The 15,840-nt window shown below is 74.6% G+C and carries 12 protein-coding genes; 9 read left to right on the plus strand and 3 right to left on the minus strand.

Annotation, left to right across the window (positions count from 1 at the left end; genetic code table 11):
• Positions 1-456 precede the first annotated feature (456 nt).
• Both JN535_RS19745 and disA read right to left on the minus strand, forming a co-directional pair.
• On the minus strand, positions 457-1,179 hold the full coding sequence (locus JN535_RS19745; RefSeq protein WP_205207516.1) for a class I SAM-dependent methyltransferase: 723 nt from the start codon (positions 1,177-1,179) through the stop codon (positions 457-459).
• 40 nt (positions 1,180-1,219) lie between these two features.
• Positions 1,220-2,305 carry a DNA integrity scanning diadenylate cyclase DisA gene (gene disA / locus JN535_RS19750; RefSeq protein ID WP_205207517.1) on the minus strand — a complete coding sequence of 362 codons (1,086 nt, stop codon included), beginning with the start codon at positions 2,303-2,305 and terminating at the stop codon, positions 1,220-1,222.
• Positions 2,306-2,794: 489 nt separating this feature from the next.
• On the opposite strand from disA, the gene JN535_RS21330 reads away from it, so the two are divergent.
• The gene (locus JN535_RS21330; RefSeq protein WP_275892273.1) at positions 2,795-2,920 is read left to right on the plus strand and encodes a hypothetical protein; all 126 of its coding nucleotides are present in this window, start codon (positions 2,795-2,797) and stop codon (positions 2,918-2,920) included.
• Positions 2,921-2,933: 13 nt separating this feature from the next.
• Here the strand turns inward: JN535_RS21330 and JN535_RS19755 are convergent, their stop codons facing one another.
• Positions 2,934-4,394: a DNA repair protein RadA gene (locus JN535_RS19755; protein WP_205207518.1), complete on the minus strand. Its 1,461-nt coding sequence runs from the start codon at positions 4,392-4,394 to the stop codon at positions 2,934-2,936.
• Between the two features lie 75 nt (positions 4,395-4,469).
• Here JN535_RS19755 and JN535_RS19760 point away from each other — a divergent pair, with 75 nt between their 5' ends.
• The 8 genes from JN535_RS19760 to araA all read left to right on the plus strand — a co-directional run bounded on the left by JN535_RS19760 (position 4,470) and on the right by araA (position 15,815).
• Positions 4,470-5,003 carry a potassium channel family protein gene (locus JN535_RS19760; RefSeq protein ID WP_205207519.1) on the plus strand — a complete coding sequence of 178 codons (534 nt, stop codon included), beginning with the start codon at positions 4,470-4,472 and terminating at the stop codon, positions 5,001-5,003.
• A gap of 506 nt (positions 5,004-5,509) precedes the next feature.
• Positions 5,510-8,671 carry a family 43 glycosylhydrolase gene (locus JN535_RS19765; RefSeq protein WP_205207520.1) on the plus strand — a complete coding sequence of 1,054 codons (3,162 nt, stop codon included), beginning with the start codon at positions 5,510-5,512 and terminating at the stop codon, positions 8,669-8,671.
• 142 nt (positions 8,672-8,813) lie between these two features.
• Positions 8,814-9,539: a hypothetical protein gene (locus tag JN535_RS19770; protein ID WP_205207521.1), complete on the plus strand. Its 726-nt coding sequence runs from the start codon at positions 8,814-8,816 to the stop codon at positions 9,537-9,539.
• A gap of 171 nt (positions 9,540-9,710) precedes the next feature.
• Positions 9,711-10,592 (plus strand): pyrroline-5-carboxylate reductase, encoded by an 882-nt coding sequence (gene proC, locus JN535_RS19775; RefSeq protein ID WP_205207522.1) that lies wholly within the window; start codon positions 9,711-9,713, stop codon positions 10,590-10,592.
• Positions 10,589-11,680 carry a LacI family DNA-binding transcriptional regulator gene (locus JN535_RS19780; RefSeq protein ID WP_240201513.1) on the plus strand — a complete coding sequence of 364 codons (1,092 nt, stop codon included), beginning with the start codon at positions 10,589-10,591 and terminating at the stop codon, positions 11,678-11,680. The genes proC and JN535_RS19780 overlap by 4 nt, the downstream gene beginning before the upstream one ends.
• A 118-nt stretch (positions 11,681-11,798) precedes the next feature.
• A complete protein-coding gene (locus JN535_RS19785) occupies positions 11,799-13,472 on the plus strand; it encodes a xylulokinase (RefSeq protein ID WP_205207523.1) in 1,674 nt (557 codons plus the stop codon).
• Positions 13,469-14,227, plus strand: a complete 759-nt coding sequence (locus JN535_RS19790; RefSeq protein ID WP_205207524.1) for an L-ribulose-5-phosphate 4-epimerase — start codon at positions 13,469-13,471, stop codon at positions 14,225-14,227. The genes JN535_RS19785 and JN535_RS19790 overlap by 4 nt, the downstream gene beginning before the upstream one ends.
• 79 nt (positions 14,228-14,306) lie before the next feature.
• A complete protein-coding gene (gene araA / locus JN535_RS19795) occupies positions 14,307-15,815 on the plus strand; it encodes an L-arabinose isomerase (RefSeq protein WP_205207525.1) in 1,509 nt (502 codons plus the stop codon).
• The last annotated feature ends 25 nt before the right edge of the window (positions 15,816-15,840 follow it).

The raw sequence follows: 15,840 nt of genomic DNA on the forward strand, positions 1-15,840 counted from the left end.
GGTGGGTGGTGGTGCCGCGTCTACCATCCGCCGCTCGTTCCTCGCGGCTCCCGCCAGGCCCGCCACGACGCGGCACCACCACCCACCCCGCCCTGCTCCGTCTCACCCCGGTCGTCGCTCGCCCCGGCCGACTACCCGCGGTGCCGGCTTGCCGTGAAGCGCCGGACCAGGGGCCGCTGGGTGATCTGATCGCCGCGGGCCGACCATCGCGGGCGTCGGCCCGCCGGGCAACCGACCGCCGTCCTGCCGATGAGGGCTTGACCTCGCGCGACCGCGGTTCTACCTCGGCAGACCACAGTTCTACCTCGGCAGACCACAGTTCTACCTCGGCGACGCGGTGCCGAGGTGATGCTGCCGGCCTGAACACGCGGCATGAGACCCGAACAGGGTTCTACCTCGCGCAACCAGGGTCCTGTCTCGCGTGACCAGACGTTCTGCCTCGCGCGACCGCCGGGGTCAGCGGCGGGCCAGGGCCCAGCGGAAGGCGTTGCGCAGGAGGTAGGAGCCGTCGGGGCGGCGGAAGGGGCGTGCGGCGGCGAGGACGTCGCGGCGGAGCTCGGCCCGCAGCTCGGCCGACTCGCCGAACATGATCGCGGCGACGACGTCGTCCGCGTCGGCGAGCGCCATCGGCGCGTCCGCGACGCCCTCGTGGAGCACGGTGAAGCCGTGCTCCGCAAGGAGCGCGCCGAGACGGCCCTCCTCGCGGCTCTCGTCGCTCGGCTCGTGCTCCTCGCCGGCGACGGCCCGCTCGAGGACGGTGAGGTCGTTGACGTCGTCCTCGGCCCACGTCGCGACGGCGACCAGCTCGCCGACGCGCCGGCACTCGCTCAGGGTCTTGGCGACGTCGGTGAACGCGAGGGCGTTGACGAGCGTGACGAGGTCGAACCCGTCGTCGGGCCAGGGGAGGTGCTCGGCCTGGGCGACGCGCAGGTCCGCGTCCGGGCTCCGGCGGCGAGCGGCGTCGATCATCCCGGCGGCGGCGTCGCACCCGGCCGCGTCCGCACCGCGCGCGATCGCCAGGGCGACGAGCTCGCCCGTGCCGCACCCGACGTCGAGCACCCGGGACCCTGGCCCGACGCCGGCGGCGTCGAGGATCGCCCGCTGCGCGGGAGCGGCGGCCGGCGCCCACCAGCGCGCCCAGGCGTCGGCCAGGGCCGACCACTCGTCGACGTGGTCCACGGTCCCCTCCGTGCGGTGCGTCGTGCGGACGGTCGAAGCGTCAGACGTAGCGCTCGAGGATGCTCGACTCGGCGAGCCGCGACAGGCCCTCGCGCACCGCGCGGGCGCGCTGCTCGCCGACGCCGTCGACGGTCATGAGGTCGTCGATGCTCGCCGCGAGGAGCTTCTGCAGGCCGCCGAAGTGCGCGACGAGCCGGTCGATGATCGTCGCCGGGAGTCGCGGGACCTTGGAGAGGAGGCGGTACCCGTGGGGAGCGACGGCCGCGTCGAGCGCGTCGCCGCCGCCCGGCAGGTCGAGCACGCGACCGATCTGGCCGAGGTCGAGGAGCTGCGTGGAGTCGAGACCGCCGAGCGCCTTCTGGACGTCGGCGAGCGAGCGGTCCTTGCGGCCCAGGTCCACGTAGTCACGGATGACGAACTCACGGTCGGAGCCGATTCCGCCGATGAGCTCGTCGAGCTGGAGCGCGAGGAGGCGCCCGTCGGTGCCGAGCTCGATGACGTACCCGGCGATCTCCTCGGAGATGCGGGCGACCATCTCGAGGCGCTGCACGACCGAGCAGACGTCGCGGACCGTGACGAGGTCCTCGATCTCGAGCGCGGACAGCGTGCCGGACACCTCGTCGAGGCGGGCGCGGTAGCGCTCGAGCGTCGCGAGCGCCTGGTTGGCGCGCGACAGGATCGTGTCGGAGTCCTCGAGGACGTGGCGCTGGCCGCCGACGTACAGGGCGACGATCCGCATCGACTGGCTCACCGAGATGACCGGGAACCCGCTCTGCTTGGCGACGCGCTCCGCGGTGCGGTGCCGCGTCCCGGACTCGGTCGTCTCGATGGTCGGGTCGGGCAGGAGCTGCACGGCCGCGCGCAGGATGCGGTTCGCGTCGCGGTCGAGCACGACGGCACCGTCCATCTTGGACAGCTCGCGCAGGCGGGTCGCGGAGAAGCCGACGTCGAGGACGAACCCACCCGAGCACATCTCCTCGACGACCTTGTCGAGGCCGAGCACGATGAGCGCCCCCGTCCGGCCGCGGAGGATGCGCTCGAGACCGTCACGGAGCTCGGTCCCGGGTGCCACGGCGGCAAGGGTCTCCCGGAGCATCTCGTCGGGGTGCGCAGGGGAGTTGGCCACGGAGGAATCCTACGCTGTGAGCCCTTTTTCACCCCCGGGAACCCGCGGCAGCGGGCCACAATCCGGTCACGATCCGGTCTCGACGCCTCCCGTGCGCGACGCCGTGGGAGTCATCGCGACCGCGCGGTGGGCGGCGACGCGCACGGTTGTGCACGTCTTCGGCGATGTCAGGCCGGGAGGACGCGGACCCGCTCCCGGAGCGCGCACGACGTCCGACGCGGGGGCGGCGTCCGTGACGACGCCCGCGACGTCGTCGAACCGGAGCGGCGCAACGACGCCTGGAGCACTGCGACGCCGTGCTGCGCGTGCCCGGTGGCCCGGCGGGGCCGACCAGGACGTCGCGATCGCCACGGCCCGTGGCCTCCCTGTCTACCACGACGTCTCCGAGCTGCCCCGACGCGTCGAGAGCCCTGCCGCGAGCGCCCGGTGAGCCGGGTCCCGGGGTCGACGTCCCGGGGCGGGCGGAGGAGTGGCGGCCGAGGGGAGGACATGGAGGTCGTCGAGCTCGTGCTCGACGACGCGCTGGCCGTGACCGGCGACGGCCGCAACGTCGACGGCAAGACCATCATGCTGCTGCAGTGGTGCGCCCTGAGCGGCAGACGGTCGGGCCGCTGACCGTCCGTCGTCGTCAGGTCCGCGCGAGCTCGACGGCCTCGCCGAGGTGGCGTGCGGGGAGGATCGTCATGCCCTCGACGGGGCGCGGGAACGACCCGCGCGGCACGACGGCGCGGGTGAAGCCGAGGCGCGCGGCCTCCGCGAGGCGGCGGTCGAGGCCCGTGACGGGGCGGATGTCGCCCGCGAGGCCGACCTCGCCGAACGCCACCGTGCCCTGGGGCAGCGCCTCGTCCTCGCGCGCGGAGAGCACGGCGAGCGCGATCGAGAGGTCGGCGGCGGGCTCGGTGACCTTGGCGCCTCCGACGGTCGACGCGTAGACGTCCTGGTCGACGAGCCGGACGCCCGCATGGCGGTGCATCACCGCGAGGATCATCGCGAGGCGGCTGGAGTCCACGCCGCTCGTGGTACGGCGCGGGTTGGTGAGGGAGCTCGGCACGACGAGCGACTGGATCTCGAGCGCGAGCGGGCGCCGGCCTTCGAGCGTGACGGTGACGCACGTCCCCGGGGACCCGGCGCCGGTGTGCGAGAGGAACAGCCCGCTCGGGTCGGCGAGACCGACGATGCCGTTCTCCGTGAGGTCGAAGCAGCCGACCTCGTCCGTCGGACCGTAACGGTTCTTCACGGCGCGCACGAGCCGCAGTCGCGAGTGGCGGTCGCCCTCGAACTGGCAGACGACGTCGACCAGGTGCTCGAGCGTCCGCGGCCCGGCGACGGAGCCGTCCTTGGTGACGTGCCCGACGAGGATCACCGGGAGGTCACGCGCCTTCGCCGCCGCGATGAGCGACGCCGCGACCTCCCGCACCTGGCTCACGCCGCCCGGCGCGCCCTCGACCTGGGCGGACGCGATGGTCTGCACGGAGTCCACGACGAGCAGGTCCGGCTCCGTGGCGTCGATGTGGCCGAGCACTGTCGCGAGGTCCGTCTCGGACGCCAGGAGCAGGCCGGGCGCGAGGGCGCCGACGCGCTCCGCCCGCAGCCGCACCTGCCCCGCCGACTCCTCGCCCGTGATGTAGAGGACGCGCCGCGGCGTCGGGGCCGGGCGGGCACTCGCGGCCGCGCGCTCGCCGACCGGGCGCACCGTCGGCAGGTCGGACCCGCCGGCCGCGACGTTGCTCGCGACCGCGAGGAGCAGGGTCGACTTGCCGACCCCCGGCTCCCCGGCGAGCAGCACCACCGCGCCCGGCACGATGCCGCCGCCGAGCACGCGGTCGAACTCCGAGACACCCGTCGGGGTCGCGCGCGCCGCCTCGACGCTGATCTCCCCGATGGGGCGCGCCGGCGAGCGGGTCGGCGTGACCGCCGTCGTGCGCGGGCCCGAGGCCGCGGGGGCGTCCTCCGTCACCGTGCCCCACTCCTGGCACTCCCCGCAGCGACCCACCCACTTGGCCGTGGTCCAGCCGCACTCCGAGCAGCGGTAGGCGGGGCGGGAGCGCTTGGCGGCCGTGGAGCGGGCAGCGGTGGTCGACGACGTCACGCGCCCCAACGTAGCCACGACCGCCCACACCGGCGACGCCGCGACGGGAGCGCCCCCGCGCGGGATGCTGGGCGCATGCGCAGCCTCCCGCACGACAGCCCGTGGTGGACGCTCGTCCTCACGGTCGCCTCGACGACGGCGTGCCTCACGGTCTACTACGGGGTCCCGCTGCCGACCGACGACGCCCCGGAGGTCGTCCAGCTCGTGGTGTTCGCCGTCGGGCTGGCGCTGCTGTGCGCGCTCCTCGTGGTCCAGGTGCGCCGCCAGCTCCGCGCGTGGGGGACGCCGAGCGTCCGGGTCCAGTCGGTGATGGGGCTGCTCCTCCCGGTCGTCACGTTCTTCGCCCTCGCCTACTACCTCATGGCCGACCAGTTCGTCGGCATCGAGAACCGCACGGACGCGCTGTACTTCGCCGTCGTGACGCTCGGGACCGTCGGCTACGGCGACGTCCATCCGGTCGGCGAGGCGGCGAAGATCGTGGCGATGGTCCAGATCGTGCTGGACCTCGTCGTGGTCGGCGTGCTCGTGTCCATCGCCACGTCGCGCGCCCGTGCGCGTGCGGAACGGCACCGCGAGCACGGCCCGCAGACCGAAAACCGGGCCGACTGAGTTTCTTCTCCTGCGCGACGGCGACGACGCGGCCACGGCGCTCTCGCGCGCGTCATCTCGCGGTTTGTCACCGTTGCACGCGAGCACGCCCGCCGAGCCCTGAGCGTCGCGAGCCGCATCGGCACCGAAAACCATTGCGATCTCCTTTCTGGGTATGACAAGGTCGGCACCGGACGACCGGCTCGACGACGAGAGGTGCACGCCCGTGACGACGCGAGCGCGACGACGGCCCGCACGCCGCACCGCCGAGGTGCGCGGCGCCGTCGGACCGCCCGTCACGACCGCCACCCCGCGCCCGACGACGGTGCCGCGACGACGGCGGTGACGCGTCCGACCCCCGCTCGCGAGGGCGTCACCGCCGGCCGGACGCGCACCCGGCCGCCCTGCCCGCCGGCACGGGCTCCACGACCGTGCGCCCCGGGGGCCGAGGGAACTCCCGGGGCGCACGACCTCCACGCACGACCCGCTGGTCCGCGCAGCGCGCGGCCGACCGTCAGGAGAAGCCCATGACCGACAGACCGACCACCCGACCGTCGCGCGGCCGGAGCCCGGCCCGCGCCGCGCTCGCGAGCGTGCTCAGCGCCGGGCTCGCGCTCACCGGGCTCGCGGCGACCGCGGGCCCGGCCGCCGCCGCGGACCCGTACACGTTCACGAGCACCGAGAACCCGATCCTGGGCGACGGGAGCTACTACTCGGCCGACCCCGCGCCGCTCGTCGTCCCCGCGGGCGCGCCCGGCAACGACACGGGCGAGGACGAGCTGTACGTCTACACGGGCCACGACGAGGCCGGTCCGACACGCAACGACTTCGTCATGAACGAGTGGGGCGCGTTCGTGACGAGCGACGTGGACGCGGGGGAGTGGACGCACCACCCGTCGCTCATGCGGCCCGAGGACGTGTTCGACTGGGCGACGCCGGGCCGCGCGTACGCGGGGCAGGTCGTCCAGGGCGTCGACGGGCGCTACTACTGGTACGTCCCGGTGCACGAGGCGAACAGCCCGGCGAGCGACGCGTTCGGCATCGGCGTCGCCGTGTCCGAGTCCCCGACCGGCCCGTGGGCGGACCACGTCGGCGCGCCGATCATCTCCCAGCGGGTCCCGACCCCGAACACGATCCACAACATCGACCCGACGGTGCTCGTGGACGGCGAGGGTGACGACGCACGCGTCTACGTCTGGTGGGGCAGCTTCTCGAACCTGCGCATGCTCGAGCTCGCGCAGGACATGAAGACCCCGGTCGGTCAGGTCCGCACGGTCACCGGGCTCACCGGCTTCTTCGAGGCGGCATGGGCGTTCGAGCGGGACGGGACCTACTACATGGCGTACGCGGGGAACGACGCGGGACCGACCTCTCCGTGCACACCGGCGAACTACCACGCGTGCATCGCGTACGGGACCGCCTCCTCCCCCGAGGGGCCGTGGACGTACCGGGGCACGGTCCTCGCCCCGGTGTCCTCGACGACGAGCCACCCGGGCATCCTCGAGTTCGACGGCGAGTGGTGGATCGCGTACCACACGGCCGACGCCGAGGGCGGCAACCACTTCCGCCGCTCGGTCGCGATCGACCGTGTCGAGTGGGACGACACGCAGTCGCCGCCCCGCATGAAGCCCGTCGTCACGACGCCGGCGAAGGTCAGGGACACGACGCCGCGCGCGAACGTCGCGCAGGAGGCGACGGTCACGGTCTCGAACGAGCCCGTGCCGACGCAGTACTGGAAGAAGGCGCTCAACGACGAGATCGTCCGGCCGAACCCGCTGCCCCCGGACATGTGGGGCACGTGGACGGGGAACAACCCGCCGCAGCAGTGGGTCCAGTACACGTGGGACCAGCCGGTGCGCCTTGCCGGCTCGCAGATCGAGTTCTGGAACGACCAGCCGCAGGGCACGGGCGTCGGCGTCGCGGCACCCGCGTCGTGGCGCATCCAGTACTGGGACGCGTCCGACGGCGGGGCGTGGGTCGACGTGCCGAACCCCAGCGCCTACGGCACGGGGACGAGCGGGTTCCAAAACACGACGTTCGACCCGGTCACGACGACCCAGGTGCGCGCGGTCCTCGACGCCTCGACGAACGGCAGCACGTACTCGGCCGTCGCCGTCGAGGAGTGGAAGGTCCTGGCGGAGCAGCCCGCCGCCGTGGAGCCCCCCGGCGTGACGGTCGAGGTGGGCGAGACCGACCTCCCCGGGACCGTCCCGGTGACGTACCCCGGCGGCGAGACGCTGCGGGTCCCGGTGTTCTGGGACGCGGTCGGGGCCGACGACGTCGCCGCCCCGGGCACGTTCGAGGTCGAGGGGTCGGTGCTCGGGTACGCGGGCGGACGCGTGACGACGGACGTCACGGTGGTCCCGGCGGAGCCCGCCGCGGGCGACGAGACGCCTCCGGTCCTCACCCTCACGCCGCTCGGCAGCGCCGGCAACGACGGCTGGTTCCGATCCGACGTGCGCGTGCGCGTCGACGGCACCGACGACTCGGGCGGCCGCGTGGTGCTCACCACGCGCGTCGACGAGGGCGCGCCCGTCGTCACGGACCCGGTGCGCACGACCGAGGTCGCCGTCTCCGGGGACGGCGCGCACCGCGTCGTCGCGACGGCCGCCGACCGTGCGGGCAACGTCTCGGACGAGGCGGTGCTCGACGTCCGGATCGACCGCGTGGCGCCGGTCAGCAGCGGCGTCCTCGACGAGGGTGCCCGGACGGTGACGGTCACCGCGACCGACGCCACGTCGGGGGTCGCGCGCGTCGAGTACGCGATCGGGACGGGCGCGTGGCAGCCGTACGACGGCCCGGTGGCCGCCCCGGACACGAACCAGCACCGCGTGTCGTTCCGCGCGGTCGACGTCGCGGGCAACGCCGAGGCGCCGAGGTCGGTGACGATCCCGGCGGACGTCTCTGGCCCGCTCGCGGGGAACGTCGCGCCGATCGCCAGGGTGAGCGCGTCGTACACCGCCGGGTGGAACAGCGTGGGAGCGCTCAACGACGGCGCCGATCCGGCGAACCCGAGCCAGGCCCAGATCTGGGGCACGTGGTCCGGGACGCGCCCGGCCACCCAGTGGGTCCGGTACGACTGGTCGCGCCCGATCCGGCTCACCGGCGCGGAGCTGAAGTTCTGGCGGGACGCGAACCCGGGGACCGGGGACGGCGTCGTCCGCCCCGACTCGTGGATCCTCGAGTACTGGGACGACGCGGCGCAGTCCTGGGCCCCCGTGGCGAACCCGTCCGGGTACGGAACGAGCACGACAGCCTTCAACACCGTGACGTTCGACCCCGTCACCACGTCACGCCTGCGGGCGACGTTCTCGGCGAACGGGAACGGGACCACGTACTCCGCGGTGGCCGTCACCGAGTGGCGGGCGTTCGCGGACGACCCGGGCACGGGCGAGCCCGAGCTGCCCGTCACGGTCACCGCGCAGGCGCGCTGCCTCGCCGGGAAGGCCTACGTCGCCGTGGTCGCCACCCACGGCCACGACGCCCCGGTCGACCTGGTGCTCGAGACGCCGTACGGCACGCGGTCGTTCCCGGCGGTCGACCCGGGGAGGAGCGCCTACCAGTCGTTCGCGGTCCGCGGCTCGTCGGTCGAGGCGGGCAGCGTCGTCGTGCGCGCGGCGGGCACCGTCGACGGCGTCGAGGTCACGACGGAGACCGAGGCGGAGCACCCTGCCCTGGGCTGCGGGTGACGACCGGCGGGTGAACCGCCGACGCGTGCCCGACACCCCGCACGAGCGCGGGGGGTCGGGCACGCGCGCGTCCTACGCTTGGCCGCAGAGCCCGGGCCGGAGGACCGGGCCCGCGAGACCGAGAGCAGCGGAGGTACGCGCGATGAGCCAGCCGCCCGGCGGGAGCCCGACGCGACGCGCCACCCCGGCACGTCCCGCGACCGCCGGGGGGTCGTCGCCGCGTCGCCCGAGCGACGCACCGGGCGCGAGCGACCGTCGTCACTCCCGGCCCGCGTCGGCAGCCGTCTACCGGCGTCGCCGGCTCGTGGTCCTCGTCGGGCTGCTGCTCGTCGTCGGCCTCGTGCTCGCGTTCCTCGCCTGGGGGTGGCCGGGCTTCGCGCGTGCGGACGCCGCGGCGGACCCCGAGCCGACGGTCACCGTCACGGCCGACCCGCCGACGCCGACGCTCGAGCCCGTCGCACGGACCGGCACGACCGCGTTCGCGCAGGCGCTCCCGGACACCGTGCTCGACCTGGTGCTGCGCAGCGACTCGGCGACGGACGCGTGGACCGCCGCGCGGGCCCTCGAGGCGTACCAGCTCGTGTACGCGGACGGCGAGGGGGACGACGCGACCACGGTCACGGTGCTCGCCGGGCAGTGGCCGACGGTCGCCGAGGCGGAGACCGCCGCGGCGGACCTCGTCACCGCGGCCGGCGAGCCGGTGGACACCGGCGACGTCGAGGTCGCCGGAGAGGTCGCGGGCACGTACGCCGTGACGTCCGCGCCCGACGGGCAGACGACCGTCACGTGGCGCAACGGCACCGCGGTCCTCCAGGCCACCGGGCCCGCCGACGTCGTCACCGACGTGTACGAGGCGTACCCGCTCTGACCCGCTCTGACCCGCCCGGCCCGCCCTGACCCCGCCTCGACCACCGCCTCGCCTCCAGGCGTCGTCCCGGGACCCGCGGAGCCCGCGACGACGTCCCCGGGCCCTGCCCGGCCCCGAGCACCCGCCGGGTGCGCAAGAATGCCCTCACCGACCTCCGGGAGCTGATCGTCCATGACCGACCTGTCGACCCCGCCCGTCCCCGATCGCCGGCTCGCCGTCCTCGGCACGGGAGTCATGGGCGAGACCGTCCTCGCGGGCGCGCTCGCCGCGGGCTGGGACCCTGCCGACGTCGTCGCGACGGTCCGCCGGACCGAGCGCGCCGAGGAGCTCGCGACGCGCCACGGGGTCAGGACGACCCAGGACAACGTCGAGGCGGTGCGCGGCGCCGGCGTCGTGGTCGTCGCGGTGAAGCCCAAGGACGTCGCGGCGCTGCTCGCCGAGGTCCGCGACGCGGTGGGCGCGGGGACGGTCGTGGTGAGCGTCGTCGTCGGGCTCCCGACGGCCTTCTACGAGGACCGGCTGCCGGAGGGGACCGCCGTCGTGCGGGTCATGCCGAACACCCCGTCGGTCGTGGGCGCCGGCGTGAGCGCGGTGAGCGGCGGCGCCGCCGCGAGCGACGACGACGTCGCGCTCGTCGAGCGCCTGCTGTCCGCGACGGGGCTCGTCGTGCGCGTCGCGGAGAAGGACCAGGACGCGGTGGGGGCGCTCTCGGGGTCCGGCCCGGCGTACGTCTTCTACGTGATCGACGCGCTCGCCGAGGCGGGCGTGCTGCTGGGCCTCACGCGCGCGACGTCGCTCGAGCTCGCCACCGCCACGGTGCACGGCGCGGCGACGATGCTGCGCGAGACCGGCGAGCACCCGGCGATCGCGCGCGAGAAGGTCTCGTCGCCCGGCGGCACGACGGTCGCCGCCCTGCGGCGGCTCGACGCCGGCGGGGTACGCGCCGCGTTCCTCGACGCTCTCGAGGCCGCGCGCGACCGCTCGGCCGAGCTCGCCGCGGCGCTCGCGGCCGCTCCGGCGCCGCGCGCGGAGGCCCGGGGGACCGAGCGATGAGCGACGGCCCGTCCCCCCGCACGCGCCCGCCAGCGATGTCCGACGTCGCGCGCCTCGCCGGGGTGTCGCACCAGACGGTCTCGCGCGTGCTCAACGACCACCCGAGCGTGCGTCCGGAGACGCGGGACCGCGTCCTCGACGCGATCGCGACGCTCGGCTACCGGCGCAACAGCGCGGCGCGGGCGCTCGTGACGATGCGGTCGGGGACGATCGGCGTGGTCACGACCGGGTCCGCGCTCTACGGGCCGACGTCGACGCTCATCGCCGTCGAGGAGGCCGCGCGCGAGCAGGGGTACTTCGTGAGCGTCGCGACGATCCGGCGCTACGACGCCGACACGATGCACCGGGTGCTCGAGCACTTCATGGACCAGGGCGTCGAGGGCATCGTCGTCATCGCCCCGCAGACCGACGTCGCGGCGGCGGTCGACTCGTTCCGGGCGCCGGTGCCGGTCATCATGATCGCCGCGCGCGACCACCCGGGCGAGGGTGAGGCCGCGGACGTCGTGCGCCCGAGCGCCGGGGCGCTCGGCGCTCCGGGTGCCATCCTCTCCATCGCCGTCGACCAGCGGCTCGGCGCGCGGCTCGCGACCGAGCACCTGCTCGGACTCGGGCACTCCACCGTGCTGCACCTGTCCGGTCCGCTCGACTGGTTCGACGCGCGTGAGCGCGAGACGGGCTGGCGGGCCGCGCTCGAGGAGCACGGCGCGCCCGTGCCCGACCCCGTGCGCGGCGACTGGTCGTCGGACCGCGGCTACGCCGTCGGGAAGGAGCTCGCCGACGCGGTCCGCGCGGGCGACGGGCCGACCGCGGTCTTCGCCGGGAACGACCAGCTCGCGCTCGGCCTGCTCCGGGCGTTCTGGGAGCAGGGCGTGCGCGTGCCGGCCGACGTCTCCGTGGTGGGCTTCGACGACGTCGCGGGCGCCGGGCACTTCATCCCGCCGCTGACCACGGTGCGCCAGCCGTTCGGCTCGCTCGGCCGCCGGTGCATGGGGATGATGATCGACGCCCTGTCCGGCGCGGCGGTCCGGCCCGTCTCGATCCCGCCCGAGCTCATGGTGCGCGAGAGCACGACGACGCCGCGCGACTGAGGCCGCCCACCGCTCACGGGAACTCGCGCGGGGGAGTTGGCCTCGTCGGTTGTGAGCGCTAACATTCGAGAAGGAACTCAACGACCGAGGCGCGACGCCGCGACGAGGAGAAGCAGCAATGGTGCAGCAGGACGAGGTCGGCCGCCGTCGGGCGGCCGTCGTGGCGGGGGAGACCGCGCTCGGGATCGAGCTCGGGTCGACGCGGATCAAGGCGTGCCTCGTGGATGCCGACGGCACGCCGCTCGCGAGCGGCGGCCACGCGTGGGAGAACCGGCTCGAGGACGGTGTGTGGACGTACTCGCTCGACGCGGTCGAGGCCGGTCTGCGCGAGTGCTACGCCCGACTCGTCGACGACGTCGAGGAGCGCTACGGCGTCCGTCCCACGACCTACGGCGCGCTGGGCGTGTCCGCGATGATGCACGGCTACCTCGCGTTCGACGCCGACGGCGAGCTGCTCGTCCCGTTCCGCACGTGGCGCAACACGTCGACCGGCCCGGCGGCGGCCGAGCTCACCGAGCTGCTCGGGTACAACGTCCCGCTGCGCTGGTCGGTCGCGCACTGGTACCAGGCGATCCTCGACGCCGAGCCCCATGCGGCGCGGGTCGCGTCGCTCACGACGCTCGCGGGGTACGTCCACCGGCGGCTCACGGGCCGGCACGTGCTCGGGGTGGGCGACGCGTCGGGCATGTTCCCCGTCGACCCGGCGACGCGCGACTACGACCACGCGCTCCTCGCGCTCGTCGACGAGCGCGCCGCGACGCACCGGGACGGGCCCAAGCTCGCCGAGCTCCTGCCGGACGTGCTCGTCGCCGGCGAGGACGCGGGCCGGCTCACCGCCGAGGGCGCCGCCTGGCTCGACCCGTCGGGCACCCTGGCCCCCGGCGTCCTGCTCTGCCCGCCCGAGGGCGACGCCGGCACGGGTATGGTCGCGACGAACGCCGTCGCGCCGCGGACCGGCAACGTCAGCGCGGGCACGAGCATCTTCGCGATGGTCGTGCTCGAGGGCCCGCTCCGCAGCGTGCACCACGAGCTCGACCTCGTGACGACGCCCGCGGGCGACCTCGTCGCGATGGTCCACTGCAACAACGGCGCGAGCGAGCTCGACGCGTGGGCGAGCCTGCTCGGCGAGCTCGCCGCGGCCGTCGGCAGCGACGCGAGCCCGGACGACGTGTTCGGCGCCCTCTTCCGCGCCGCGCTGGACGGCGACGCCGACGGCGGCGGTCTGCTCGCGTACAACTACCTCGCGGGCGAGCCCATCACGGGCCTGGGCGAGGGCCGGCCGCTCGTCGTGCGCACGCCCGGCAGCCGCCTCACGCTCGCCAACTTCGCCCGCACGCAGGTGTACGGCGCCTTCGGGACGCTCGCGCTCGGCATGCGCGTCCTCGCGGGCGAGGGCGTCCGGATCGACGGGATGCTCGCGCACGGCGGCATGTTCCGCACCGCGGGCGTCGCCCAGCGGCTGCTCGCCGCGGCGATCGACGCACCCGTGAGCGTCGGGCACACGGCGGGCGAGGGCGGGGCCTGGGGCATCGCGGTCCTGGCCGGCTTCGCGCGCGACCGGGCGTCGTCGGGCACCGCGCCCGGGTCGACGGAGGGCGCCGTCGCCCACGACCTCGGCGCGTACCTGCGCGAGCGCGTGTTCGCGACGGCGGAGATCGAGACCGTCGCCCCCGACCCCGCCGACGTCGCCGGCTTCGCCGCGTACCTGGAGCGGTACGAGGCGGGGCTCGCCGTCGAGCGTGCCGCCGTGGCGGCGCTGCCCACCCGCACCGAAGGAGAGGACCCCGCATGAGCACGCCCACCCCGGCCGCGGACGTGGCTGCCGCGCCCGCCGCCGTGACGGCGGTGCCCGCGCACCTGCGCGACGCCGTCGACGCCGCCAAGGAGCGCGTCGCCGCGCTGCACGCCGAGCTCCCGCGGTGGGAGCTCGTGGTGTGGACCGCGGGCAACGTCTCCGAGCGCGTGCGCGACACCACGCGTCCCGACGGCTCGGGCGACCTGCTCGTCATCAAGCCGTCCGGCGTCGCGTACGACGACATCACCCCGGACGCGATGGTCGTGTGCGACCTCGACGCGACGCTCGTCGAGGGCGACCGGTCGCCGTCGTCGGACACGGCGGCGCACGCCTACGTCTACCGGCACCTGCCGGAGGTGGGCGGCGTGGTGCACACGCACTCGACCTACGCGACGGCGTGGGCCGCGCGCGGTGAGCCGGTGCCGTGCGTCCTGACGATGATGGCCGACGAGTTCGGCGGCGACATCCCCGTCGGGCCGTTCGCGCTCATCGGCGACGACTCGATCGGTCGCGGCATCGTCGAGACCCTGCGGGACTCCCGGAGCCCGGCGGTCCTCATGCGCAACCACGGGCCGTTCACGATCGGCAAGGACGCGCGCGCGGCGGTCAAGGCGGCCGTCATGTGCGAGGAGGTCGCGCGGACCGTCCACGTCAGCCGCCAGCTCGGCGAGCCCACACGCATCCCGCAGGACGACGTGGACTCGCTGTACGCGCGCTACCAGAACGTGTACGGGCAGCAGGCCGCCCGCTGACCCTGACCCAGACGCAGCACCCCGCGGCCCCGCACCGACGCGACGACCGCTCCCACCCGAGACGAGAGATGTGGAAGACATGAGCAAGCCCTACGCGGACCGCGAGATCTGGTTCCTCACCGGGAGCCAGGACCTGTACGGAGAGGAGACGCTGCGGCAGGTCGCCGAGCAGTCCCAGGAGGTCGCGCGCGTCCTCGACGCGTCCCCCGACGTCCCGGCGACCGTGGTCTGGAAGCCCGTCCTCAAGGACGCCGACTCGATCCGGCGCGCGATGCTCGACGCCAACGCGGACGACCGCGTGCTGGGCGTCGTCACGTGGATGCACACGTTCAGCCCCGCGAAGATGTGGATCGGGGGCCTCGACCAGCTCCGCAAGCCGTTGCTGCACCTGCACACGCAGGCGAACGTCGAGCTGCCGTGGGACACCATCGACTTCGACTTCATGAACCTCAACCAGGCCGCGCACGGCGACCGCGAGTACGCGTACGTCGCGACGCGGCTGGGCGTGGCGCGGACGACGGTCGTCGGGCACGTGTCGAACCCCGCCGTCACGGCGCGCGTCGGCTCGTGGGTGCGCGGCGCCGCGGGCTGGGCGGCGACGCACGAGCTGCGCCTGGCGCGCTTCGGCGACAACATGCGCAACGTCGCGGTGACCGAGGGCGACAAGACCGAGGCTGAGCTCCGGTTCGGTGTGAGCGTGAACACGTGGGGCGTGAACGACCTCGTGCGTGCGGTCGACGAGGTCTCCGACGCCGACGTCGACGCGCTCGTCGCGGAGTACGAGGACCTCTACGACGTGGTCCCCGAACTGCGCAAGGACGGCGACCGGCACGCGTCGCTGCGGTACGCGGCCCGGCAGGAGATCGCGCTCGAGACCTTCCTCGAGTCGGTCGGCGCCAAGGCGTTCACGACCAACTTCGAGGACCTGGGCGACCTGCGCCAGCTCCCCGGCATCGCCGTGCAGCGCCTCATGGCCAAGGGCTACGGGTTCGGCGCCGAGGGCGACTGGAAGACGGCCGTGCTCGTCCGCGCGGCGAAGGTCATGGGCGAGGGCCTGCCCGGCGGCGCGTCGCTCATGGAGGACTACACCTACGACCTCACGCCGGGCAGCGAGAAGATCCTCGGCGCCCACATGCTGGAGATCTGCCCGTCCCTGACGACGTCGACGCCTCGGGTCGAGATCCACCCGCTCGGGATCGGCGGCAAGGAGGACCCGGTCCGCATGGTGTTCGACGCCGACCCGGGCGTCGGCGTCGTCGTGTCCCTCGCGGACATGCGCGACCGGTTCCGCCTCACGGCGAACGTGGTCGACGTCGTCGCTCCGACGGCGCCGCTGCCGCACCTGCCGGTCGCACGCGCCGTCTGGGAGCCTCGCCCCGACTTCGCGACGTCCGCCGAGGCGTGGCTCACCGCGGGCGGGGCGCACCACACGGTGCTCTCGACGGCGGCGGGCATCGAGGCGTTCGAGGTCTTCGCCGACATCGCGCGCACCGAGCTGCTCGTCATCGACGAGAGCACGACGCGCCGGGGATTCCGCGACCAGGTGCGGTGGAACCAGGTGTACTACCGGCTCGCGCAGGGCCTCTAGGGGTCTCGGGGAAGCCGTCTGCGCA

It is taken from the genome of Cellulosimicrobium cellulans, assembly GCF_016921195.1.
GTDB classification, from domain to species: domain Bacteria; phylum Actinomycetota; class Actinomycetes; order Actinomycetales; family Cellulomonadaceae; genus Cellulosimicrobium; species Cellulosimicrobium cellulans_F.